Genomic DNA, 20,857 nt, shown 5'->3' with positions numbered 1-20,857 from the left:
ATGCTATACATTTGAAAAAAATGTTTTCCCCAAATGCATCTTTTAAAACCTACATTAGCCTACCTTTTCCTATTGATATCTTTATCATGGAGTGCCAACTTGTTTGCACAAAATGAAACAGCATCGTGTGGAACAACAGTCTCACAACAATCTTTAGAATTTTACAACAGTATAAAACCCCAGCTTAAAAAGTATGAGCAGGCCTTTATGCAAAAACAGTTGGCTAAAAACCCATCTCATACCATCTTGAATAATTCCATACCCATCAAAGCACACGTTATTCGTAGCTCGAAGGGTACCGGAGGTATTTGTGAAGCAGACCTTAATACAGCTATTAATAATTTGAATAGTATGTATGCTGATGCCTACATGGAGTTCTTTTTATGTGACGGTATTAATTATATTGATGAAGATAGCCTATGCCACTTGAAAAAAGGAGATGAAAAAACATTGGTAGAATCTAACAATGTGGCGGGTCTAATAAATATTTATTTTGCAGATTCTATTGAAAATGAAAAGGATGAAAGCATTTGTGGTTATGCTGATAATGAAGGTAGAAATGATGTGATTGTAGTCAAAAATAGTTGTGTTACTAACGATTCTACTTTGGCTCATGAAATAGGTCATTTTTTCTCTTTAGCCCATACACATGGTGCCGATGATGCACTAACAACAGAATTAGTAGACGGTAGCAACTGTGATACTAATGGCGATGGCATTTGCGACACGCCAGCCGACCCAAAATTAACCACCAAAAACGTTAATAATTTCTGTCAATACACAGGAACTGAAACTGATGCTAACGGAGATGCTTACACACCGGACACATCAAACATCATGTCCTATTCCAGAAAAGGCTGTCGCTCTCATTTTTCGCAACAGCAACTCGCCCGCATGTATGCCTATTACCTTACCGTTAAAAACTATTTGGCTTGCCCTACTTTTAATGCTAATTTCACGGCAGACGTTGTTCAAACCTGTGATGAATCGTTAACCGTAAATTTTCAAAGCAGTTGTAAAAACATTTCAAAATGGGCTTGGGATGTAGATAGTGACGGCGTGATTGATTACACCACACAAAACCCAACGCATACCTTTACAACAGGTATTTATGATGTAACGCTAACCGTTTCAACAAAATCTAAACACATAAAAAAGACCTATTCAAAACTTATAAAAGTGGGTGACGCCGTAACTCTTTTTAATGATGATTTTGAATCGTATCATTTACAAAGTGATGTCAATTGGACGGCTAAAGATGTGACCGAGCATGGCTATAATTGGCTTCTAAATAAAGGTGAAACAACCTCGGTTAACACAGGTCCTATTTTAACAAAAACAACGCAAAACCAAACAAACACCTATATGTACGCAGAAGCTTCTGGTGCGCAGGCAGGTGATATTGCCGAGTTAATATCGCCATGTATGGATATTGTTAACCCGAATTCTGAATTGGAGTTTTCATACCACATGTTTGGAAAAAATATTGGTGAATTACATGTTGATATAAAAACGGATGCTGGCTATATAAATGATGTGATTCCCGCTATTATTGGTAGTCAACAAAAACATCAAGACGATGCTTTTATTATTAAAAATATCGACTTAGCGGCCTACACGAACCAAACAATTAATCTGCGTTTTAGGGCTATAAGAGGTAGTGGTTGGGATGGAGATATGGCTATTGATAATATTTTTATTAAAACAATAGACATTCCTATTACAAACGATACGGTTAAAATATACCCAAACCCCGTTAATGGCAAAACCATTCATGTGGCCTTTTCGAACCCACACGACGCTGTAAATTATCAATTAAGTGATTTAACTGGAAATGTTGTATTAACTGGAAATTTAACCGATAAGCAAATACATATAGGCAACCTTACTTCTGGTATGTACTTACTAACCATTAGAAGTAACGGCAATACAGTAACCAAAAAGGTTATAAAGTAATAACCTTTTACTGCATTAAATAGCCATTCTATTTACTTAAATGATTTCAACAAGTACCCTACCAGAAACTAAAAATTCGTAACTTATACTTACTACAATAAATTCAGTTTAATTTCTAAATTAAGCTTCTTTAAGAATCGCTTTGTTTATAGATTTCACAAGACTAGGCCCTTCGTAAATAAAACCGGTATAAACCTGTACTAAATCGGCACCTGCACGCATTTTTTCTAAAGCATCTTCTGCGGAATGAATACCACCAACCCCAATTATAGGGAACGCCTTATTACTTTTATCAGCTAGATACTTAATAACTTGTGTGCTTTTATTCTTAACGGGTTGTCCGCTTAAACCGCCGTTTCCAATAGCTTCTAATTGAGTTTCAGAGGCTATTAATCCTGTTCTATCAGTAGATGTATTACTAGCAATAACCCCATCTAACTTGGTGGTTGCAACCAATTCTATAATTTCATCTAACTGCGCATTATTTAAATCGGGCGCAATTTTTAAAAGAATGGGTTTTTGCTTTTCGAAGGTTTTGTTGGCTTTTTGTACAGCACCAATTAACTCTTCTAAATATTCTTTATCATTTAATTTCGCATGGCTTCCCACATTCGGACAACTTACGTTGAGCACAAAATAATCTACAAACGGGTGCAGCGCATTAAAACATTCTAAATAATCTTTTGTATAATCTTCGGGCTTGGTATTTGTGTTTTTACCAATGTTTCCACCAATAATAAGTTTACCCTTATTATTTTTTAATTGCGAGATAGCTGCTTCAAGACCTTCATTATTAAAACCCATACGGTTAATAATACCTTGATCGTCTTTCAAACGGAACAAACGTTTTTTCGGGTTTCCTGCTTGTGCTTTTGGGGTAACGGTTCCTATTTCGATAAAACCAAATCCGAAATTGGCAAGTTCATTATATAAAACCGCATTTTTATCGAATCCTGCGGCTAAACCTACAGGGTTTTTGAAGGTAATACCGAAAAGGTTTCGTTCCAATCGTTTATCATTCACCACATATAAACTTCTAAAAATAGCAGCAAAACCTGGAATTTTAGAGGTGTTTTTAATTAATGAAAATGTGAAATAATGAATCTTTTCTGGATCGAACGAGAAAAATAACGGGCGAAGTAATAGTTTGTACATCTGTATTATTTCTGCAAAAGTACTCCTAAATATTCAAAATAAAAAATCATCCTTTTCAAAAGCAAAAAAAATTAATAATTGTACTTTTGAAGCACAAAAGGCTATGTGATTATCTCTCAGAACCTCTAAAATTTCTTACCTTAACACTTTAATAATTCATCTCAAAATGATTTCAAAAGAACACATCATAAAACGCTTTATAAGTTACGTTACAATCGATACCGAATCGGATCCCACATCAAACACCACACCTAGTACGGCTAAGCAATGGGATTTAGCAAACAAACTTGCCGAAGAGTTAAAAGCGATTGGTATGCATGATGTGAGCATTGACGAGCATGCTTATATTATGGCCACTCTGCCAAGTAACGTGAGCCATGAAACGCCCACCATTGGTTTTATCTCCCACTTTGATACCTCACCAGATTTTACTGGAGCCAACGTAAACCCACAAATTATTGAGCATTACGATGGAAAAGATATTGTTTTAAATGAAGCTGAAAACATTATCCTATCTCCCGATTATTTTGATGATTTACTGCAATATAAAGGGCAAACCTTAATTACAACCGATGGCACCACACTATTGGGGGCCGATGATAAAGCGGGTATTACTGAAATTGTTTCGGCCATGGAATATTTAATTAACCATCCAGAAATAAAACACGGCACCATTAAAGTAGGCTTCACACCCGATGAAGAAATAGGTAGAGGTGCTCATAAATTTGATGTTGCCAAATTTGGAGCCGATTGGGCTTACACTATGGATGGTAGCCAAATTGGCGAACTTGAATACGAAAACTTTAATGCCGCTGGTGCTGTTGTAAAAGTAAAAGGTAAAATTGTACACCCAGGTTATGCCAAGGGTAAAATGATAAACTCCATGTACATTGCCCAAGAATTTATAAATTCATTACCGCGCATGGAAACTCCTGAACATACGGAGGATTACCAAGGTTTTTTCCATTTGTCTTCTATGACAGGTGAAGTTGAAGAAACGGTTTTGGAATACATTATCCGTGATCACGATTTAGGACATTTTGAAGCACGTAAAGCCGTTATGGAAAATTTAGCAACCGAGCTAAACGAACAATATGATAGAGAAGTGATAAGCGTTGAAATAAAAGACCAGTATTTTAATATGCGCGAAAAGATTGAACCTGTTATGCATATTGTAGATATTGCGGAAGAAGCCATGAAACAACTACATATTGCACCTCTTATAAAGGCAATTCGTGGCGGTACCGATGGCTCACAATTAAGTTACATGGGCTTACCATGCCCAAATATATTTGCTGGCGGACATAATTTTCATGGGCGTTACGAGTATGTACCCGTTGAAAGTATGATTAAAGCAACTGAAGTTATTTGTAAAATCGCGGAATTAGCGGCTATAAAAAAATAAAGCATCTCATACCACCATCAAGGAACTCCAAAAAAGAAAAAGTAAATGGCAGGTGAATTTCCCATTCTAAAATCTGAGAACGTTATTTTAAGGCAATTTACAAATGCAGATTTAGAACATGTTTTTAAAGGACTTTCGCACCCCGATATTATAAAGTATTACGGCATTAGCTTCAACAGTTTGGAAGCCACAAAAGAACAAATGATCTGGTTTGAAGACCTTGAAAAGAATGGAACTGGTATTTGGTGGGCGATTTGTTCCCAATTTGATGGCACTTTTCTGGGTGCTGGAGGTCTCAATGCATTAAGCAAAATCCATAAAAAAGCAGAAATAGGTTTTTGGTTATTACCAGAAAACTGGGGAAAAGGACTTATGACGCAAACAATGCCTCTTATTTTTAATTACGCCTTTAAAAATCTAGATTTACATAGAATTGAAGGTTTTGTAGAAACTGAAAATATAGCTTGTAAAAAGGCACTAGCAAAACTTAAATTCAATTTGGAAGGCACTATGAAAGACTGTGAAATTAAAAATAACAAGTTTATTAGTGTTGATATTTACTCCAAATTTGCTGATGAATAAAGGCAAAGCATAACTTTACCTTCTTATATAAAAACAAAAAACCAGCTATTTAGCTGGTTTTTTGTTTTTATATATTTTCTAAATTGAATTAATCTTCAATAGTAATTTCTGTTTTTTTCTTTCCGTTTTTAGTTGAAAAATCAACACCATCACTACCAATACTTAGTGAGGTACCATCACTTTCTTTCTCTTTTGGCGCTTGCACTTCTTTTTCAATTATAATTGTATCCGATTTTGATTTCTCTTCTCTACAACTTGTAAAACTTAATAATATTACAGAGGCAAAAATGGCAAAACTTATAGAGTTTCCGAGTATTAATGTTCTTTTTTTCATCTTAATTGTTTTATTGATTAATATAGGTGCAAGGTACAACCAACAAGAACTAAAAGAATTACATCAATTTTAACAAGTGTTATAGAATTACCATTTCTCACTATATAAACAAACCCTAAGCTGTTAATATATAAGTTTTTAACCTTCTAATTTCAATAATACATTAGGGTCTGGGCAATTATCTAAATAAAAATCTAAATCGGTTTTACTACAAACCCCAGGATAATCACCATTAAAATTTTGTAAGTCTCTAATAATTTGGAAATGTAAATGCGGTGGGTAATCGCCATTCACTTTAGCATCACCCAAAGTACCTAACAAATCACCTTGCTTAAAAACTTGATTCACCTTAACATTTTCAATAGACGCCAAACTTAAATGACCATAAAGTGTATAAAACTCCACATCCTTTATTTGGTGTTTCAAAATAATAGTCGGGCCATAATCACCAAAATTCATATTGTTTTTAAAACTGTGCACCGTAGCATCTAGCGGCACATAAATAGGTGTATTTACAGCATGCCACAAATCGACACCTAAATGGATGTTTCGTTCCTTTTCTGGCGAATCATTAAAATACGTACTGCGTTTATAAATGCCTCGGGCTTCATTATAGCCACCAAAGGCCACCGAAGCAGCGTGTTTTTGAATGTGACTTGTAATATAAGTTTCTAACTTCTTAGATGAAGATACATCAACATGGCGTAATCCTTCATTTTCTTCCGATAAATCTAACTTAATATAAGCCGAATTTTTAATGGAAGCGTCTAAAATACGAAGCGGTTTATTACTTATACCAATAAGGAAATCTTTAAAGTTTAATCGAGTCGCCATAAAAAGTATTTATTCAAAAGTATTAAAAAAACACACTTTTTGGGTTTAAATATTTTTAACTAGAAGTCCGATTATAGAAAAAATCAAATTAAGAATTTTACGGTTTAGTGAGAATTTCGAAAAAATTTATTTCCCGCTGCCAATTCCATAACTAAAGGCTTTAAAATCATTACATTCATGCTTTTTTAAAAATAAACCTGAATATTTCTTCAAAACTCTCTAAGGAAATAGGCCTGATTTTTAACAACTAAAACTAATTAACTAAAAAATTTATGGAATTATTAGCACTTATTGCTCAACAACCAACCGAGCTCATTGATCAAAAAGAAATTATACACGGTATAGATAGTGTATGGGTAGCACTTTGTGGTGCTATTATATTTTTAATGGAAGGTGGTTTTGCATTGCTTGAAGCTGGTTTTGTGCGTGCAAAAAATGCGATGAGTATAATAGCTAAAGTCATGATCGATATTATTTTTGGAGGTATTGCCTTCTATATTATTGGTTTTGGTATTGCCTACGGAAAATCGAATGGCTGGTTTGCACTAGACTTTGGTATAACGACGGACGATTTAGGTCTGGGACTTACCGTTTCCAACAAACTCTTCTGGTTTATACAACTTGGTTTTGCTATAGCATCCATTTCCATCGTATCTGGTGCCGTTGCAGAACGCATGAAATTATGGTCTTACGCCCTATTTGTATTTATATTTTGCGCCGTTATGTACCCTGTAGCAGCACATTGGGTTTGGAATCCAGATGGTTGGTTAGCACTTCGAGGCTTTAACGACTTTGCAGGGTCGTCGGCAGTTCACGCTATGGGTGGTTTTGCAGCTTTAGCCGCTGCCATTGTATTAGGGCCACGTCTTGGAAAATATACTAAAACAGGAAAATCAAATCCAATACCGGGTCACAACTTACCATTAGCAGCCGTTGGCGCCTTTATTTTATGGTTTGGTTGGTTTGGGTTCAACCCAGGTTCTACCCTATCAGCTGTTGGAAATTGGGAACTTATAGGAACCGTTGTTGTTAACACCTTTTTAGCATCGGCAGCTGGCGGACTTTCCACTATGGTTTACACCTATTTCAAATACGGTCAAATAGATATCACCATGGCTATAAATGGTGTATTAGCTGGTTTAGTAGCTATTACTGCAGGTTGTAATGTAGTCGATTCCAATTCGGCCATCATTATTGGTTTAATCGCAGGGGTGTTAGTAGATCTTGCCGTTATATTCTTCGATAAAATTAAAATTGACGATCCCGTTGGTGCGATTGCAGTACACGGTATAAACGGTTTGTTTGGTACCATTGCTGTGGGTTTCTTTGCAACCGAAAACGGTTTGTTTTTCGGTGGTGGCACCTCGCTATTAGTAACACAAACTATAGGTGTGATTGCTATTGGTTCCCTATCTTTCATAGTGACTTATTTATTAATGGTTATTTTGAAAAAAACCATTGGTATTCGAGTATCACGTCGCGAAGAAAACGCAGGTATCGATGCTGTATCATTTGGAGTTGAAGCCTACACCACATTCGAATAATTTAAGAAAACACTAAACAAACACAGCGTACTTTTATAAACGTTTACACCGCAAGGCGTCCTTTTATGAAAGTACGATGTAACCATAAAATAATAATGACATGAAAAAAGTAGAAGCCATTATAAGACCCTCTAAACTTAAAGACGTACAACAAGGCCTTAGAGAAGCCGATATACCATGTTTAACCATTGTTCCTGTAAAAGGGTCGGGCTTGCAAAAAAGCTATACCGAGCGTTACCGTGGTACCGAACAATCTATGATTTTACAAACGCGTATCATGATTATGTGTATTGTAAGCGACTCAAATTTAGACAAATGCATCGATATTATACTCGATAATGCCTCTGAAGGACAAGTAGGCGACGGTAAAATTTTCGTGTACCCCGTAGAAGACGCTATTAGAATTCGTACCAGAACCCGAGGCATCGAAGCTATTAAATAATAGTATTTGGGCGTTACCACAAGGGTCGGGCTTTTCGTTGCAATCTTTTTAAACCTCATGGCGAGCACAAAGGCCGAAGCCATCTGCCACTATTTAGTTTCCAAATAAAGTTTAGATTCTTTTTAGTTTAAAAAGGATTTCCTCTGCAATCCCTAACGCGCAGTACAACATAAAAACATACTTTGTAATTAAAAATCCTGATAGAAAACTATCAGGATTTTTTTTTGCTTAAAAAGGAAAATTCAACTTCATTTTGTGAGAAAAAATTTTAACTTCGTTTAAGAGTATATATAGCCAATTGAAACTGGTTAAGTCTTATAGTTATATACAATATGAAAAAACAAAAACTGAATGACAAAATTTGAACTAATAACACTAATAATAGCATCATTTTCAATTGCAGTAAGTTTAATTGCCGTTTATCTATCTGGCAAAGCTAATAATACAAATAAAAATATGTTCAGACGCCAAGGTGTAATTGATTTACATATGGCTTGGCAGAATATAAATGAAATTGATGAAAAAAATCTAATTGGACCTGATGTCGTTAAAGCTGTAAACGCCTTATCCCTCACAGCTTCATTATGGAATCACGATGTTATTGAAAAAAGTATTCTATACCAAACTTATTGGACTTCATATAAAGACCTTTATGACACTTTAAACAACATTAATGAACTAGTTCCTGGACACAAAAAGACTTGTCGTAGCTTAATGACAAATGAAATAACTAAGGCTTACGAAGGAATGAAAAATGTGAATTTAAGCACTGTAACACAAACAATAATATAAGATATGGACGAGTATAAAGTTTATCAAAAAGTAAAAGAAGCTATCGAGGCTGTTGAGCAATATCAAAACACGGTAAATGAAGGGAAAACTGGATTGTGGAAATCTGACATTGAGAAAGGACTAGAAACTCTGACTGAAAAAAGACATATGTTAGCCTCTTCTGGACAAGCTTGTTCTTGTTGTAATGGAAGTGGAAGAGGATAAAATACTGTTTATAAAAAATTGTTAATTTAGACTTAAATCTATGTTAGTAGCTCCTTTACAAGCTTCTGATTTTCCGCCGGAACATCCTCGCACACAAACGCGCAACTTTCCATATTCATAAACTTTGTAGAGCATTAAAACCAAACTTAAAAATATAGAGAATATTGAGCGCCAAAAAATACACCAACATAAGGCCTTCACTTTCATGGATGGTATATGAAGAACATGCTTTAAGTTTAAAACTTGCAGCTGACGATTCGTTCGAAAAAGGAAAGGAGGTTATGAGAATTAGGAGTCAAAATGAAAGAATTCATGCACTCGGTTTGTTCAGAGGAAGTATGCTTATGTATGCGGTAAGCTTGGAATTAATCCTAAAAGCTAGAGCTTTATTTGAGGAAAAAAATAATATTTTGAGTGGTCAAATTTCTTCTTTCAAGGAATTCATGAAACAATGGAAATCAAATAACACTAATGGGCATAGCTATATGGAAATAGTTAACCATTACAAAATAGAATTATCTGAAAAAGAAATTGAACTCTTAAACAATTTCCAAAATTATACTAGTTGGGATGGTCGCTTTCCCTTTCCAAAAAAGGAAGACGAAATAACAGATATGGAAAAAAATGGAAGAACTAGTGGAACTGCTAAAACTAGGCACAAACAAGAAATTAAAGAGTTCTTAGATAAACAAATGGCAGCAATGACAATATAAACCTTAAACTATTAAAAATCAACACGATAAGTGTTACTATTCTATTTTCACTTGTACGCTATCCATCAATTCCCAAACTATTATAATAAAATAGGACTACGTAAAATTAAAATTTATTAGTTCTAGTTATACCTCTATTGGTTACTTTGTTTGTTAGCTAATGATTTTCATTCGGAAGCTATTATACAAACACATGACATTTGAACGAAAACTAAAACATTCAACTCTCTGTACGTATTTCGAATTAAATCATACAAAACAAAATAAGTAAAATTGGACTTAGTAACACCATCAGTTTACAAATAGCTTTTTCTTCCATCATAAATTAAATTTCCAAATTTCAACCAACACCCCGTAAAAGTTTCCATTCAAAAGCATTAAAATATTACTTTTGCAGCCATGGAGACTATGCAACAGATTACAAAAAAATTAATTCGTGCTACGGGTGAAGCCTTAGAACAATTTTCAATGATAGAAGCCGGCGATCGTATTATGGTTTGCCTATCTGGTGGAAAAGACAGTTATACCATGCTCGATATGATGCTACACTTTCAAAAAGTAGCGCCTATTTCTTTTGAAATTATTGCGGTAAATCTAGACCAAAAACAACCAGGGTTCCCTGTAGAGGTGTTGCCTACTTACTTAAGTAATTTAGGTGTAGACTATAAAATTATAGAGAAAAACACCTACAAGGTGGTCATGGAAAAAACACCCGAAGGCAAAACAACCTGTAGTTTGTGTTCTAGGTTGCGACGTGGCACTTTATACGAAGCTGCCAAGAATTTAAATTGCAATAAACTAGCCCTAGGCCACCATAGAAACGATATTATAGAAACGTTTTTATTGAACTTCTTTTTCGCTGGTAAATTAGAAGCGATGCCTCCTAAGTTTAAAAACGATGCGGGCGATTTGGTGATTTTAAGACCGCTTGCTTTGTGTAAAGAAGAGGATATTGAAGTGTATTCAGAATACATGAATTTCCCTATAATACCCTGCAATTTATGTGGGTCTCAAGAGAATTTACAACGCAAAAAAGTAAAACAAATGATAGCCGACTGGGAAACGGATTTCCCAGATCGAACTTCTGTTATGATGAATGCTTTGCAAAATGTATCGCCGTCGCATTTACTAGATCGTAAAATTTACGACTTTTCGTTGCTTCAAGATATGGTTTCTAACGACGATGCTTTGGTATAGGTCGTTTTAATTACGCGGTAACAACTTCGGCAAATAAATCAAAATCTGCTGCTTCTGTAATTTTAACAGTTGCAAACTCACCTGTTTTCATATAGGTTTTGCTGGCATCAATTAAAACTTCGTTATCAACATCTGGCGAATCAAATTCGGTACGTCCCACAAAATAATTACCTTCTTTTCTGTCGATAACTACTTTAAAGGTCTCCCCTATTTTCGCTTGGTTCAATTCCCATGAAATTTGAGATTGAATTTCCATGATTTCGTTAGCACGTTCTTGCTTAACGTCTTCTGGCACATCATCCTCTAAATTATAAGCATGTGTGTTCTCTTCATGAGAATAAGTAAAACAACCCAAACGCTCAAAACGCATCTCTTTAACCCACTCTTTTAGTATTTGGTAATCTTCTTCCGTTTCACCAGGATAACCTACAATTAAGGTGGTTCTAATGGTCATATTCGGTACCGCTACTCTAAAATCTTTAAGTAATTGGGTGGTTTTCTCTTTGGTAGTACCACGACGCATGCTTTTCAAAATAGAATCTGAAATATGCTGTAATGGAATATCTATATAATTACAAATTTTTGGTTCGCGGTTCATCACCTCCAACACATCCATAGGGAATCCTGTTGGGAAGGCGTAATGCAAACGAATCCATTCGATTCCATCCACTTTTACTAGGGCTTCTAATAATTCGGCAAGGTTTCGTTTTTTGTATAAATCTAACCCGTAGTAGGTTAAATCTTGGGCAATTAAAATCAATTCTTTAACACCTTTAGCAGCTAGCTTTTCAGCTTCAATAACCACTTCTTCAATAGGCGTACTTTTGTGTTTTCCACGCATTAACGGGATGGCACAAAAACTACACGGGCGGTCGCAACCTTCGGCAATTTTTAAATAGGCATAATTTTTTGGTGTGGTTGTTAAACGCTCACCAATTAATTCGTGCTTATAGTCGGCACCCAAAGCTTTTAATAAACCGGGTAATTCTGTTGTACCAAAATAGGCATCTACATTCGGGATTTCCTTTTGCAAATCTGGCTTATAACGCTCACTTAAACAACCGGTTACAAAAACCTTATCAACTTCACCATCTTCTTTCTTCTGCATAAATTCTAAAATAGTATTTATGCTCTCTTCTTTGGCGTTATTAATGAATCCGCAGGTATTAATGACAACAATATTACCTTCTTCTTCATGAACCACGTCTTTACCACTGGCTTTTAACTGTCCCATTAGCACTTCGCTGTCGTAAACATTTTTACTACACCCTAGTGTTACTACGTTGATTTTATTCTTTTTAAGCGATTTCGTTCTCATACCAAAATTTAAGTGTGCAAAGATACGGAATGATTTAAGATTAATGATTTAAGATGGACGATATTTAAGCTTTCAACCTAATTCATTAAACCTTTACTATATTTGAACGTCCTATTATTAAAATCTGCCTTATGAATCGCCTCTATTTTTTAGCCTTTTTGGTAACTATGTCTTTTCTAAACTGTTCAAAAGACACCGCTATTGAAGATGTTGCACTATACTTTCCGCCAATAAACACGGAAACTTGGGAAACTAAATCGATCACAGAATTGGGTTGGAACGCGAACGCACTGCAACCTTTACTATCTTTTTTAGAAGACACAAACACCAAAAGTTTCATTATACTCTATAACGGACGCATTGTTAGCGAAAATTATTTTAACGGACATGACAAAAGCGCTTCGTGGTACTGGGCAAGTGCCGGCAAAACATTAACCACAGTCGTATCTGGAATTGCACAGCACCAAGGCTTGATAAATATCAACAATAAAGTCTCTGATTATTTGGGAACAGGTTGGACCAGCGCTCCACTTCAAAAAGAAAACCTCATTACTTGTAAAAGCCTACTGGCGATGAATTCGGGTTTGGATGATACTTTAGGAGATGATGTATCGCCTGAAAATTTGCAATACACCGCAGATGCTGGCTCCCGATGGGCTTACCACAATGTGTATGTGAAAATGCAAGATGTGGTAGCTGCAGCGAGTAATCAAACTTGGAATACTTATTTCAATACCCAATTAAGAAATAAAATAGGCATGACGGGGCAGTGGTTTAATGTGGGTGGTTTAAGTGTTTATGGAAGTAATACCAGAAGTATGGCGCGTTTTGGTTTGATGATGTATGCAAATGGTACATGGGAAAATACCCAAATTGTGCCGGAATCTTTTTTAAATGAAGCCACAAACACCTCACAAACTATTAATGAAGCTTATGGCTATTTATGGTGGTTGAATGGCAAATCGAGCTACCATTTACCACAAAGTCAGTTAGAATTTAGCGGAAGCCTTATACCAAATGCACCAGATGACATGTATGCTGCTTTGGGTAAAAACGATCAGAAAATTTATGTGGTACCAAGTAAAAAATTAGTGGTTATTAGAATGGGGGAACAGGCGGAAGACTCTAATTTTGCGCTATCTAATTTCGATAACGACTTGTGGGAAAAACTTAATGCGCTAATGGATTAAATCGCATTAGATTCTTTAAACTTCATTTTACAAAGCAATCTATATATGAAACCTGGCGTGAAAAAAACACTAATTTTTATGTCTTAGTTTTTCTCTTCTCCCGGTTTAGGAAATTGATATCTAAAACTAAATGCAACTTCGGAAGGTCCGTTTTTCTGAATGTATTCTAACTTTTCTGCAGCTTCTTGAATCGTTGGTACGTCTCCTTTCGGAATCCACCACATGGCAGTAGCTACTTTTCCGTAGGCATAAAACCATTCCTTCCTTCTTTTTAAAAAATCAGAATGAAAGGTCTTGTACATAAACGTTTCTAAAGACGCGATAGTTTCCCAAACTGAAATATTTATAATCACTTGCTCATCTGTAAATGGGCTGAAGTTAGCAGCCTCTTTATCTTCATCGAGTAACCGCCATACAAAACCGTTACTTTTTTCAGCGATTTCATTTACTGCATTGACATTATCGACAAACTCTTTCATAATTGGATCATCCATACTCACCCCTTTCATTCGGGCAATATTGATTTCAGCAATTTGATACTCTTTAGTCATTATATAAAAATTGGCAGCCTCTTGTTTTTAATTTCAATTATAGGACAAGCATCCTCTAGAAAACAAAAAAAAAACGACTTCTGAACAGGAATTTTACTTAAAAAAAGAATCGACAAACTCGAATTTATTGAACACTTGCAAGTCTTCTATACCCTCGCCTACTCCAATATATTTAACAGGAATTTTAAATTGATCTGAAATTCCAATCACAACACCACCTTTTGCAGTACCATCTAGTTTGGTTACGGCTAATGAAGTGACCTCTGTGGCTGCTGTAAACTGTTTTGCTTGCTCAAATGCATTTTGACCTGTAGAACCATCTAAAACCAATAAAACATCGTGAGGCGCATCGGCAACCACCTTTTGCATCACACGTTTTACTTTGGTAAGCTCATTCATTAGGTTAACTTTGTTGTGTAAACGCCCAGCGGTATCTATAATAACCACATCGGCATTTTGAGTTACTGCACTTTTTAAGGTATCGAACGCCACAGAAGCAGGATCGGACCCCATAGATTGCTTTACTAATGGCACATCAACACGATCTGCCCAAACTTGAAGTTGGTCTATCGCAGCTGCTCTAAAGGTATCAGCAGCTCCTAAAACAACATTAAGTCCTTGTTTTTTAAATTGAAACGCTAATTTACCAATGGTCGTTGTTTTACCTACACCATTTACGCCAACCACCATAATAACGTGTGGTTTTTTATCTTGAGGTACTGTGAATTCCGAGTCGTTACCCGAATTCGTTTCACTTAATAAGCTTGCTATTTCTTCGCGAAGAATGCTATTTAACTCGTCGGTTCCTAAGTATTTATCTTTAGCAACACGCTCTTCAATGCGCCCTATTATTTTTAGCGTCGTATTGACGCCCACATCGCTAGAAACCAAAACTTCTTCCAGATTATCTAAAACATCATCATCTACTTTAGATTTTCCAGCAACCGCTTTACTTAATTTATCAAAAAAAGTGGTTTTTGTTCTTTCTAAGCCTTTATCTAAGGTTTCTTTTTTTTCTGAGGAAAATATTTTTTTAAAAAAACTCATGTTTCTAGGTTAATTAGTTGGTTTATTTATGTGTTTAGGCATCTGTGTTAAGGATTACTCATGTGTTCTATTTTAACAAATAGTAAATCATGAATACTCTGTATTTCAAGTGATACCATTTTAATCCATTTTAAATGAAATATTGTAATGATTAGAAACTGACAAATAGCCTAGTTCTTCGTCCTTACAACAACGTTTTAAAAAGATACAGCACTTCAACAACACTCAGAGTAAACTCCAATCTAGTTCCTTATGGTAATGCCTTAATTGTATTGTCAAAAGTCTTACCACTTATTTCAACTGCTATTATGGCAGTAATCGACTCCCAAATATAAACATAAAAAAGCTGCTTCCTATAAAGAAAGCAGCTTTGTATATTTTAAAAAGCTTGTTTTTTACTTTTTGTTGAAAAAGTCGTCTGCAAATTCAGGAGACATGATTGATTCAACAAACATGTAAGCACCTGTTTTAGGTGACTTTACCATTTTAATCGCTTTAGTTAATCTTTTAGAAGATGTTTGTAACGATGCTACTGTTTTCTTTGCCATGACTTATTATTTTATCTCTTTATGAACTGTCATACGCTTAAGGATAGGATTAAATTTCTTAATCTCCATTCTATCTGGCGTATTCTTTTTATTTTTAGTAGTAATGTACCTTGAAGTTCCTGCTTGACCAGACTCTTTATGCTCTGTACATTCTAATATTACTTGTATTCTATTACCTCTCTTTGCCATTTTTTTAACTTATTATATACAGCTATTATTTTAAAAATCCTTTAGATTTTGCATCCTTAATTGCTGCAGAAATACCTATTTTGTTGATAGTTTTTAAAGCAGATGTAGAAACTTTTAAAGTTATCCAGCTGTCTTCTTCTGGAATGTAAAAACGTTTCTTTACTAAATTCGCATTAAATCTGCGTTTAGTTTTATTCATTGCATGAGACACGTTGTTTCCAACCATTGCCTTCTTACCTGTAAGTTCACAAACTCTTGACATTATTTATAACTTTAAATTTCTTTTGTTGCTTAAAATCGAGGTGCAAATATACAAATTCTTTACATTACAACAACCTAATTTATATCAATTTTTAAAAATTTCTTTTAGAAGCATTTCTAAGGCCTTATTTACAGCCTTATTTATCACCTTTATTCGGTGATTTCCTAACATGAATTTTTCTGAATAAACACCGTTTTTTGTAGCAATAGCAATATAAACGGTACCAACCTCAGCTTCTGAATCGCCTTTTGTTGGCCCTGCATTTCCCGTTGTTGCCACGACAAAATCTGACTGGAAAATTTTTAATGCATTGCTCGCCATAGACTCTACAACCTGCTTACTTACCACCGAAAACGCGTCAATATCTTTTTTTGAAACGCCTAAAACGTTAACTTTTGACTCTGTTGAATAGGTTACAACGCCTCCTTTAAAGTAAGCTGAAGCTCCAGGATGTGCCGTAAATTGTTCGGCAATCATACCGCCCGTACAACTTTCTGCGATGGCTAATGTTTTTCCTAATTTATTTAATTGTTTTGCAATAACTACTTCCACCGAGCCATCTTCTTCCTCAAAACCTGCAAACTCGTTTTTTATTAATGGAAGTACTTTATCAAGTTCCTTTTGAACACCGTCTATAACTTCTTGAACATTGAAACCTTTGGATGATAAACGCAACCTCATCTTACCTAAACTTGGCAAATAAGCCAGTTTAATGGTTTTAGGCAAGGCATCTTCCCAAGCTTCAATACGTTCAGCTAACGCGCTCTCACCGATGCCGTACACCAATAAGGTTTTGTGTAAAATATATGGGCAATTGTATTTTTCTTTTAGCTTTGGAATAACAGACTCTTCAATTAAAGCATTCATTTCAAAAGGCACACCCGGAAGTGAAATAAAAACTTTAGAATCTTTTTCCATCCACATACCTGGCGCTGTACCCAATTTATTCATGAGTACGGTTGCTTTGGAAGGTACGAGTGCTTGATCGCGATTTACTTGAAGCAGTAAACCTCCTGAATAATGTTTCCAGAGTTCTTCGATATTTTCTATAACGGAAGGATCGTTAACAAGCGTATCATTAAAATATTCAGCGATGGTTTTTTTGGTAATATCGTCTTTTGTTGGCCCTAAACCACCTGTAAGAATAACGATATCCACATTATTTTCAGCATCTTTAATGGCCTTAAGTATATGTGTTTTATCATCTTGAACCGATGTTATTTGATATACCGATATGCCTATTTTATTAAGATGTTTTGCTATAAATGCAGAATTGGTATCAATTACTTGACCTATTAAAAGCTCGTCGCCTATGGTGATTATTTCAGCTAACATTATAAATTAAAATCTGCTTTTATTTCGGCAACTGTATTTTCTACAGCCGAAATAACAATAGCTAATTGTGAAGAAATATCTAAATCTCTTTTTTCAAATTTACCCCAATCTTGAACTTCTATTAAAACATCAAGCACCCCCATTTCGAATAAATCGACTGTTGGTTTCATTTTATGCGCTGCTTGGTAAGCATCGTGATAATCTTTTGCTGCTACTGCTATCTTTAATCGTTCTGCGTCTTCTGGCACTTCTTCCAAAAAAGCTTCAGCTAAAGTTGCGATAAAATCTTCATCATTATCTGCTAACTCGCGTACCCTAAATAGTTTGTAATGTTGTTCCATTTATTTAATTGTTATTGAAAACATTTCTTTGTCTTCTATAAATCCTTTTAGTTTATCATTTGCAAGCACTTTACCAACGCCTGCCGGAGTTCCCGTAAATATAATATCTCCTATCTTTAAAGTAAAATATTTTGACACATATTCTATCAATTCATCAATTTTCCAAAGCATATGGCTTGTATTTCCTAATTGTACAATATTATCATTTTTTTTTAAAGAAAACTCAATCGTATCTACATCTTTAAAATCTGACACTGGCAACCATTTACCAACAACCGCAGCACCATCAAACGATTTTGCTTTTTCCCAAGGTAAGCCTTTTGCTTTTAACTCACTTTGCACATCGCGTGCTGTAAAATCAATTCCCAAGCCAATTTCCTCATAATATTTATGAGCAAATTTTTTATCGATATGCTTCCCTATTCTATTGATTCTAACTAAGATCTCTACTTCATAATGCACATCATTTGAAAAATCAGGAATAAAAAAGGGCTGTTTTTTAAGTAGAATAGAGGTGTCTGGTTTTAAAAACACCACCGGATCTGTTGGTTTTTCGTTTTGCAACTCTTTAATATGTTCGGTGTAATTTCTACCGATGCAAATGATTTTCATTCTAGATATATTAGATTGTTAGACTCCTTGGGTTGATAGTTTTTTTGAAACTAATCCGTAAACTACGACTGCGACTAAATTATCCTAATTTATTATTCAGACTTCTTAGCTTAATAGCAGTAAGTACTTTTTTGGTGTACAACGGGAAATCGGCATTTAATAACCAGCCAAAATACCCAGGTTCATTTTCTAAAACATCTGTAACTAATTTGCCTTTATGCTTTCCGAAAGAAAAACATTCTTCACCTTTTTTATTAAAAGCTAGGAAGCCTGCGAAATCTGCAAATTGCTTTCTAGAGCTGAATTCAGCTAAAAATTTAGTATCATTTTCAATTTCATCATACTTAGCAATTTGCGCTTTTAGCACTTCATAGGTTGCTTTAGTATCCGCTTCAGCGCCATGGGCACCTTCTAGTTCTTCATGACAATAAAACTTGTAAGCAGCACTTAAAGTACGTTGTTCCATTTTATGAAAAATGGTTTGCACATCTACAGCCACACGATTTTTCATATCGAAATCAACCTCAGCGCGCAGTAATTCTTCTGCCAATAATGGAATATCGAATCTATTAGAATTAAAGCCTCCTAAATCGGAATCTTTAATCATATTATAAACATCTTTTGCAATTTCTTTAAACGTTGGCTTATCAGCTACGTCTTCATTGCTTATACCATGAATGTCAATAACCTCCTGTGGAATTGTCATTTCTGGATTTACCAACCATGTTTTATTTTCTTCCTTTCCGTTTGGATATACTTTTAAAACAGCCATTTCCACGATGCGGTCATGGGTTATATTGATTCCTGTTGTTTCAAGGTCGAAAAAACAAATGGGTTTGGTGAGGTTTAAATTCATTACTTTTATTTTTCTGTTGAATAATCTGACTTTACTTAGCCAATTACAAAAATAAGAAAACCCAACGTTTTACGGTTAGGTTTTTAAATTTTATAATGATTAAGATTATATTTCCCTATTACTATCCCAAGCTTCTAGGTAATCTTTAACGGCTTTTACAAATTGTCCGCCTAAAGCACCATTAACCACACGGTGATCATAAGAGTGCGATAAAAACATGCGGTAACGAATACCTATAAAGTCGCCTTCACTGGTTTCTATCACTGCTGGCACCTTACGTATCGCTCCCAAAGCTAAAATACCAACTTGAGGTTGACTAATGATTGGAGTTCCCATAATACTACCAAAAGTACCTACGTTGGTAACTGTATAAGTTCCTCCTTGAATATCATCTGGTTTTAATTGATTGGCACGTGCGCGGGTTGCTAAATCATTTACCTGCTTTGTCATACCTACTAAATTAAGTTGGTCGGCATTTTTAATTACAGGTACTATTAAATTCCCGTCGGCAAGTGATGCTGCCATTCCTAGATTGATGTTTTTCTTTTTAATAATGGTATCACCTTGTAGTGATATATTCATCATTGGGAAATCACGCAGTGCTTTTGCAACCGCCTCCATAAATATAGGTGTAAAGGTTAAATTTTGACCTTCACGTTTAAAAAATGAATCTTTAACTTTTTTTCTCCAATTCCAAATTTTGGTAACATCAGCTTCAATAAAACTTTGCACGTGTGCCGATGTTTGAACGGACTCCACCATATGATGTGCAATAATTTTGCCCATTCGAGTCATTTCTATTATTTCATCTTCACCACTTACTGTAACCGGTGTTGGCGTTGGTTTTGGTTTAGCTGGCTGTGCTGTTTTAGCTACTGGAGCTTCAACTTTAGGCGCTACAACTTTACCTCCTCTATTTTGAATATAACTTAAAATATCATTTTTAGTAACGCGATTATCCATCCCCGTACCTTCGATACTATCCAATTCTTGCTGAGAAACACCTTCTGCCTTAGCTATATTTTTAACTAGTGGAGAATAAAAACGATCTTCACTAGAAACAACGGGAGTTATGGTTTCTTTAGCTTCTGCTATCGATTGACTCACAAACTCAGCCGCTTTAATTTCTTCAGTAGACGATTCACTTGAAATTGTTTCAGAAACCTCTTCGGTACCATCATCCTCACCATCTATTTCAATAATAGCGATGGTTTGCCCTACTTGCACAATATCATCTACATTGAAAAGCTTCTCTAATAAAACACCCTCTACTTCACTTGGCACTTCACTATCCACCTTATCGGTTGCGATTTCAAATACCGCTTCATCAAGTTCTATAGTATCTCCTACTTCTTTTAACCAAGACGTTATAGTTGCTTCTGCAACACTTTCTCCCATTTTGGGTAATTTAAGCTCAAACTTTGCCATATCAATAACGTAATACTTCTTT

24 protein-coding genes are annotated in these 20,857 nt (G+C 35.2%); 10 read left to right on the top strand and 14 right to left on the bottom strand.

Features of this window, described 5'->3' with window-relative positions; translation table 11 throughout:
• Positions 1-33 precede the first annotated feature (33 nt).
• Positions 34-1,956, top strand: coding sequence for a T9SS type A sorting domain-containing protein (locus tag Q5N74_RS16570; protein WP_304390114.1), 1,923 nt, complete (start codon positions 34-36; stop codon positions 1,954-1,956).
• A gap of 120 nt (positions 1,957-2,076) precedes the next feature.
• Here Q5N74_RS16570 and Q5N74_RS16565 read toward each other — a convergent pair whose 3' ends face one another.
• Positions 2,077-3,111 (bottom strand): quinone-dependent dihydroorotate dehydrogenase, encoded by a 1,035-nt coding sequence (locus Q5N74_RS16565; protein WP_304390113.1) that lies wholly within the window; start codon positions 3,109-3,111, stop codon positions 2,077-2,079.
• A gap of 166 nt (positions 3,112-3,277) precedes the next feature.
• Here Q5N74_RS16565 and pepT point away from each other — a divergent pair, with 166 nt between their 5' ends.
• On the top strand, positions 3,278-4,516 hold the full coding sequence (gene pepT, locus Q5N74_RS16560; RefSeq protein WP_304390112.1) for a peptidase T: 1,239 nt from the start codon (positions 3,278-3,280) through the stop codon (positions 4,514-4,516).
• 45 nt (positions 4,517-4,561) lie between these two features.
• Entirely contained in the window at positions 4,562-5,098 is a 537-nt protein-coding gene (locus Q5N74_RS16555) for a GNAT family N-acetyltransferase (protein ID WP_304390111.1), read from the top strand.
• Between the two features lie 88 nt (positions 5,099-5,186).
• Here the strand turns inward: Q5N74_RS16555 and Q5N74_RS16550 are convergent, their stop codons facing one another.
• On the bottom strand, positions 5,187-5,432 hold the full coding sequence (locus Q5N74_RS16550) for a hypothetical protein (protein ID WP_304390110.1): 246 nt from the start codon (positions 5,430-5,432) through the stop codon (positions 5,187-5,189).
• A gap of 138 nt (positions 5,433-5,570) precedes the next feature.
• The gene (locus Q5N74_RS16545) at positions 5,571-6,266 is read right to left on the bottom strand and encodes a peptidoglycan DD-metalloendopeptidase family protein (protein WP_304390109.1); all 696 of its coding nucleotides are present in this window, start codon (positions 6,264-6,266) and stop codon (positions 5,571-5,573) included.
• A 272-nt stretch (positions 6,267-6,538) separates the two neighbouring features.
• Between Q5N74_RS16545 and Q5N74_RS16540 the strand changes: the two genes are divergently transcribed.
• The 6 genes from Q5N74_RS16540 (at position 6,539) to ttcA (ending at position 11,158) form a co-directional block, all read left to right on the top strand.
• Positions 6,539-7,810, top strand: a complete 1,272-nt coding sequence (locus Q5N74_RS16540) for an ammonium transporter (RefSeq protein ID WP_304390108.1) — start codon at positions 6,539-6,541, stop codon at positions 7,808-7,810.
• A 100-nt stretch (positions 7,811-7,910) separates the two neighbouring features.
• A complete protein-coding gene (locus Q5N74_RS16535) occupies positions 7,911-8,252 on the top strand; it encodes a P-II family nitrogen regulator (protein WP_304390107.1) in 342 nt (113 codons plus the stop codon).
• A gap of 351 nt (positions 8,253-8,603) precedes the next feature.
• Positions 8,604-9,044, top strand: a complete 441-nt coding sequence (locus Q5N74_RS16530) for a hypothetical protein (RefSeq protein WP_304390106.1) — start codon at positions 8,604-8,606, stop codon at positions 9,042-9,044.
• 3 nt (positions 9,045-9,047) lie between these two features.
• Complete coding sequence (locus Q5N74_RS16525; protein ID WP_304390105.1) at positions 9,048-9,248, top strand: hypothetical protein; 201 nt, start codon at positions 9,048-9,050, stop codon at positions 9,246-9,248.
• Between the two features lie 164 nt (positions 9,249-9,412).
• Positions 9,413-9,961 carry a hypothetical protein gene (locus tag Q5N74_RS16520; RefSeq protein ID WP_304390104.1) on the top strand — a complete coding sequence of 183 codons (549 nt, stop codon included), beginning with the start codon at positions 9,413-9,415 and terminating at the stop codon, positions 9,959-9,961.
• Positions 9,962-10,369: 408 nt separating this feature from the next.
• Entirely contained in the window at positions 10,370-11,158 is a 789-nt protein-coding gene (ttcA, locus tag Q5N74_RS16515) for a tRNA 2-thiocytidine(32) synthetase TtcA (RefSeq protein WP_304390103.1), read from the top strand.
• Positions 11,159-11,168: 10 nt separating this feature from the next.
• Here ttcA and rimO read toward each other — a convergent pair whose 3' ends face one another.
• Positions 11,169-12,476 carry a 30S ribosomal protein S12 methylthiotransferase RimO gene (rimO, locus tag Q5N74_RS16510; protein ID WP_304390102.1) on the bottom strand — a complete coding sequence of 436 codons (1,308 nt, stop codon included), beginning with the start codon at positions 12,474-12,476 and terminating at the stop codon, positions 11,169-11,171.
• Between the two features lie 131 nt (positions 12,477-12,607).
• On the opposite strand from rimO, the gene Q5N74_RS16505 reads away from it, so the two are divergent.
• Positions 12,608-13,666 (top strand): serine hydrolase, encoded by a 1,059-nt coding sequence (locus Q5N74_RS16505; RefSeq protein ID WP_304390101.1) that lies wholly within the window; start codon positions 12,608-12,610, stop codon positions 13,664-13,666.
• Between the two features lie 83 nt (positions 13,667-13,749).
• Here the strand turns inward: Q5N74_RS16505 and Q5N74_RS16500 are convergent, their stop codons facing one another.
• The 10 genes from Q5N74_RS16500 to Q5N74_RS16455 form a co-directional block, all read right to left on the bottom strand.
• Positions 13,750-14,217 (bottom strand): DUF3291 domain-containing protein, encoded by a 468-nt coding sequence (locus Q5N74_RS16500; protein ID WP_304390100.1) that lies wholly within the window; start codon positions 14,215-14,217, stop codon positions 13,750-13,752.
• A 93-nt stretch (positions 14,218-14,310) separates the two neighbouring features.
• Positions 14,311-15,264 (bottom strand): signal recognition particle-docking protein FtsY, encoded by a 954-nt coding sequence (gene ftsY / locus Q5N74_RS16495; RefSeq protein ID WP_304390099.1) that lies wholly within the window; start codon positions 15,262-15,264, stop codon positions 14,311-14,313.
• Positions 15,265-15,659: 395 nt separating this feature from the next.
• Positions 15,660-15,812 carry a DUF4295 domain-containing protein gene (locus tag Q5N74_RS16490; protein WP_117176235.1) on the bottom strand — a complete coding sequence of 51 codons (153 nt, stop codon included), beginning with the start codon at positions 15,810-15,812 and terminating at the stop codon, positions 15,660-15,662.
• 6 nt (positions 15,813-15,818) lie between these two features.
• Positions 15,819-16,001, bottom strand: coding sequence for a 50S ribosomal protein L33 (gene rpmG / locus Q5N74_RS16485; RefSeq protein WP_042500020.1), 183 nt, complete (start codon positions 15,999-16,001; stop codon positions 15,819-15,821).
• A gap of 25 nt (positions 16,002-16,026) precedes the next feature.
• Positions 16,027-16,263 carry a 50S ribosomal protein L28 gene (rpmB, locus tag Q5N74_RS16480; RefSeq protein WP_304390098.1) on the bottom strand — a complete coding sequence of 79 codons (237 nt, stop codon included), beginning with the start codon at positions 16,261-16,263 and terminating at the stop codon, positions 16,027-16,029.
• A gap of 84 nt (positions 16,264-16,347) precedes the next feature.
• Positions 16,348-17,598 (bottom strand): competence/damage-inducible protein A, encoded by a 1,251-nt coding sequence (locus tag Q5N74_RS16475; protein ID WP_304390097.1) that lies wholly within the window; start codon positions 17,596-17,598, stop codon positions 16,348-16,350.
• Positions 17,598-17,939: an Hpt domain-containing protein gene (locus Q5N74_RS16470; protein WP_304390096.1), complete on the bottom strand. Its 342-nt coding sequence runs from the start codon at positions 17,937-17,939 to the stop codon at positions 17,598-17,600. The genes Q5N74_RS16475 and Q5N74_RS16470 overlap by 1 nt, the downstream gene beginning before the upstream one ends.
• Complete coding sequence (locus Q5N74_RS16465; protein ID WP_304390095.1) at positions 17,940-18,551, bottom strand: fumarylacetoacetate hydrolase family protein; 612 nt, start codon at positions 18,549-18,551, stop codon at positions 17,940-17,942.
• A 79-nt stretch (positions 18,552-18,630) separates the two neighbouring features.
• Positions 18,631-19,407 (bottom strand): 3'-5' exonuclease, encoded by a 777-nt coding sequence (locus tag Q5N74_RS16460; protein ID WP_304390094.1) that lies wholly within the window; start codon positions 19,405-19,407, stop codon positions 18,631-18,633.
• Positions 19,408-19,512: 105 nt separating this feature from the next.
• The gene (locus Q5N74_RS16455; protein WP_304390093.1) at positions 19,513-20,835 is read right to left on the bottom strand and encodes a dihydrolipoamide acetyltransferase family protein; all 1,323 of its coding nucleotides are present in this window, start codon (positions 20,833-20,835) and stop codon (positions 19,513-19,515) included.
• Positions 20,836-20,857: the final 22 nt, after the last annotated feature.

This window comes from Mariniflexile sp. AS56 (assembly GCF_030552475.1).
Lineage (GTDB): Bacteria > Bacteroidota > Bacteroidia > Flavobacteriales > Flavobacteriaceae > Mariniflexile.
This window is presented reverse-complemented; position numbering and strand designations above follow the sequence as displayed.

Excerpts from the sequence above, each read along its gene's own strand:
- Q5N74_RS16505 (WP_304390101.1), top strand. The coding sequence starts at position 12,608 with ATGAATCGCCTCTATTTTTTAGCCTTTTTGGTAACTATGTCTTTTCTA.
- Q5N74_RS16550 (WP_304390110.1), bottom strand. The coding sequence starts at position 5,432 with ATGAAAAAAAGAACATTAATACTCGGAAACTCTATAAGTTTTGCCATT.
- Q5N74_RS16545 (WP_304390109.1), bottom strand. The coding sequence starts at position 6,266 with ATGGCGACTCGATTAAACTTTAAAGATTTCCTTATTGGTATAAGTAAT.
- ftsY (WP_304390099.1), bottom strand. The coding sequence starts at position 15,264 with ATGAGTTTTTTTAAAAAAATATTTTCCTCAGAAAAAAAAGAAACCTTA.
- Q5N74_RS16500 (WP_304390100.1), bottom strand. The coding sequence starts at position 14,217 with ATGACTAAAGAGTATCAAATTGCTGAAATCAATATTGCCCGAATGAAA.
- Q5N74_RS16555 (WP_304390111.1), top strand. The coding sequence starts at position 4,562 with ATGGCAGGTGAATTTCCCATTCTAAAATCTGAGAACGTTATTTTAAGG.
- Q5N74_RS16530 (WP_304390106.1), top strand. The coding sequence starts at position 8,604 with ATGACAAAATTTGAACTAATAACACTAATAATAGCATCATTTTCAATT.
- ttcA (WP_304390103.1), top strand. The coding sequence starts at position 10,370 with ATGCAACAGATTACAAAAAAATTAATTCGTGCTACGGGTGAAGCCTTA.
- Q5N74_RS16465 (WP_304390095.1), bottom strand. The coding sequence starts at position 18,551 with ATGAAAATCATTTGCATCGGTAGAAATTACACCGAACATATTAAAGAG.
- rpmB (WP_304390098.1), bottom strand. The coding sequence starts at position 16,263 with ATGTCAAGAGTTTGTGAACTTACAGGTAAGAAGGCAATGGTTGGAAAC.
- pepT (WP_304390112.1), top strand. The coding sequence starts at position 3,278 with ATGATTTCAAAAGAACACATCATAAAACGCTTTATAAGTTACGTTACA.
- Q5N74_RS16525 (WP_304390105.1), top strand. The coding sequence starts at position 9,048 with ATGGACGAGTATAAAGTTTATCAAAAAGTAAAAGAAGCTATCGAGGCT.
- Q5N74_RS16540 (WP_304390108.1), top strand. The coding sequence starts at position 6,539 with ATGGAATTATTAGCACTTATTGCTCAACAACCAACCGAGCTCATTGAT.
- Q5N74_RS16565 (WP_304390113.1), bottom strand. The coding sequence starts at position 3,111 with ATGTACAAACTATTACTTCGCCCGTTATTTTTCTCGTTCGATCCAGAA.
- Q5N74_RS16535 (WP_304390107.1), top strand. The coding sequence starts at position 7,911 with ATGAAAAAAGTAGAAGCCATTATAAGACCCTCTAAACTTAAAGACGTA.
- Q5N74_RS16470 (WP_304390096.1), bottom strand. The coding sequence starts at position 17,939 with ATGGAACAACATTACAAACTATTTAGGGTACGCGAGTTAGCAGATAAT.
- Q5N74_RS16460 (WP_304390094.1), bottom strand. The coding sequence starts at position 19,407 with ATGAATTTAAACCTCACCAAACCCATTTGTTTTTTCGACCTTGAAACA.
- Q5N74_RS16455 (WP_304390093.1), bottom strand. The coding sequence starts at position 20,835 with ATGGCAAAGTTTGAGCTTAAATTACCCAAAATGGGAGAAAGTGTTGCA.
- rpmG (WP_042500020.1), bottom strand. The coding sequence starts at position 16,001 with ATGGCAAAGAGAGGTAATAGAATACAAGTAATATTAGAATGTACAGAG.
- Q5N74_RS16570 (WP_304390114.1), top strand. The coding sequence starts at position 34 with ATGCATCTTTTAAAACCTACATTAGCCTACCTTTTCCTATTGATATCT.
- rimO (WP_304390102.1), bottom strand. The coding sequence starts at position 12,476 with ATGAGAACGAAATCGCTTAAAAAGAATAAAATCAACGTAGTAACACTA.
- Q5N74_RS16475 (WP_304390097.1), bottom strand. The coding sequence starts at position 17,598 with ATGTTAGCTGAAATAATCACCATAGGCGACGAGCTTTTAATAGGTCAA.
- Q5N74_RS16490 (WP_117176235.1), bottom strand. The coding sequence starts at position 15,812 with ATGGCAAAGAAAACAGTAGCATCGTTACAAACATCTTCTAAAAGATTA.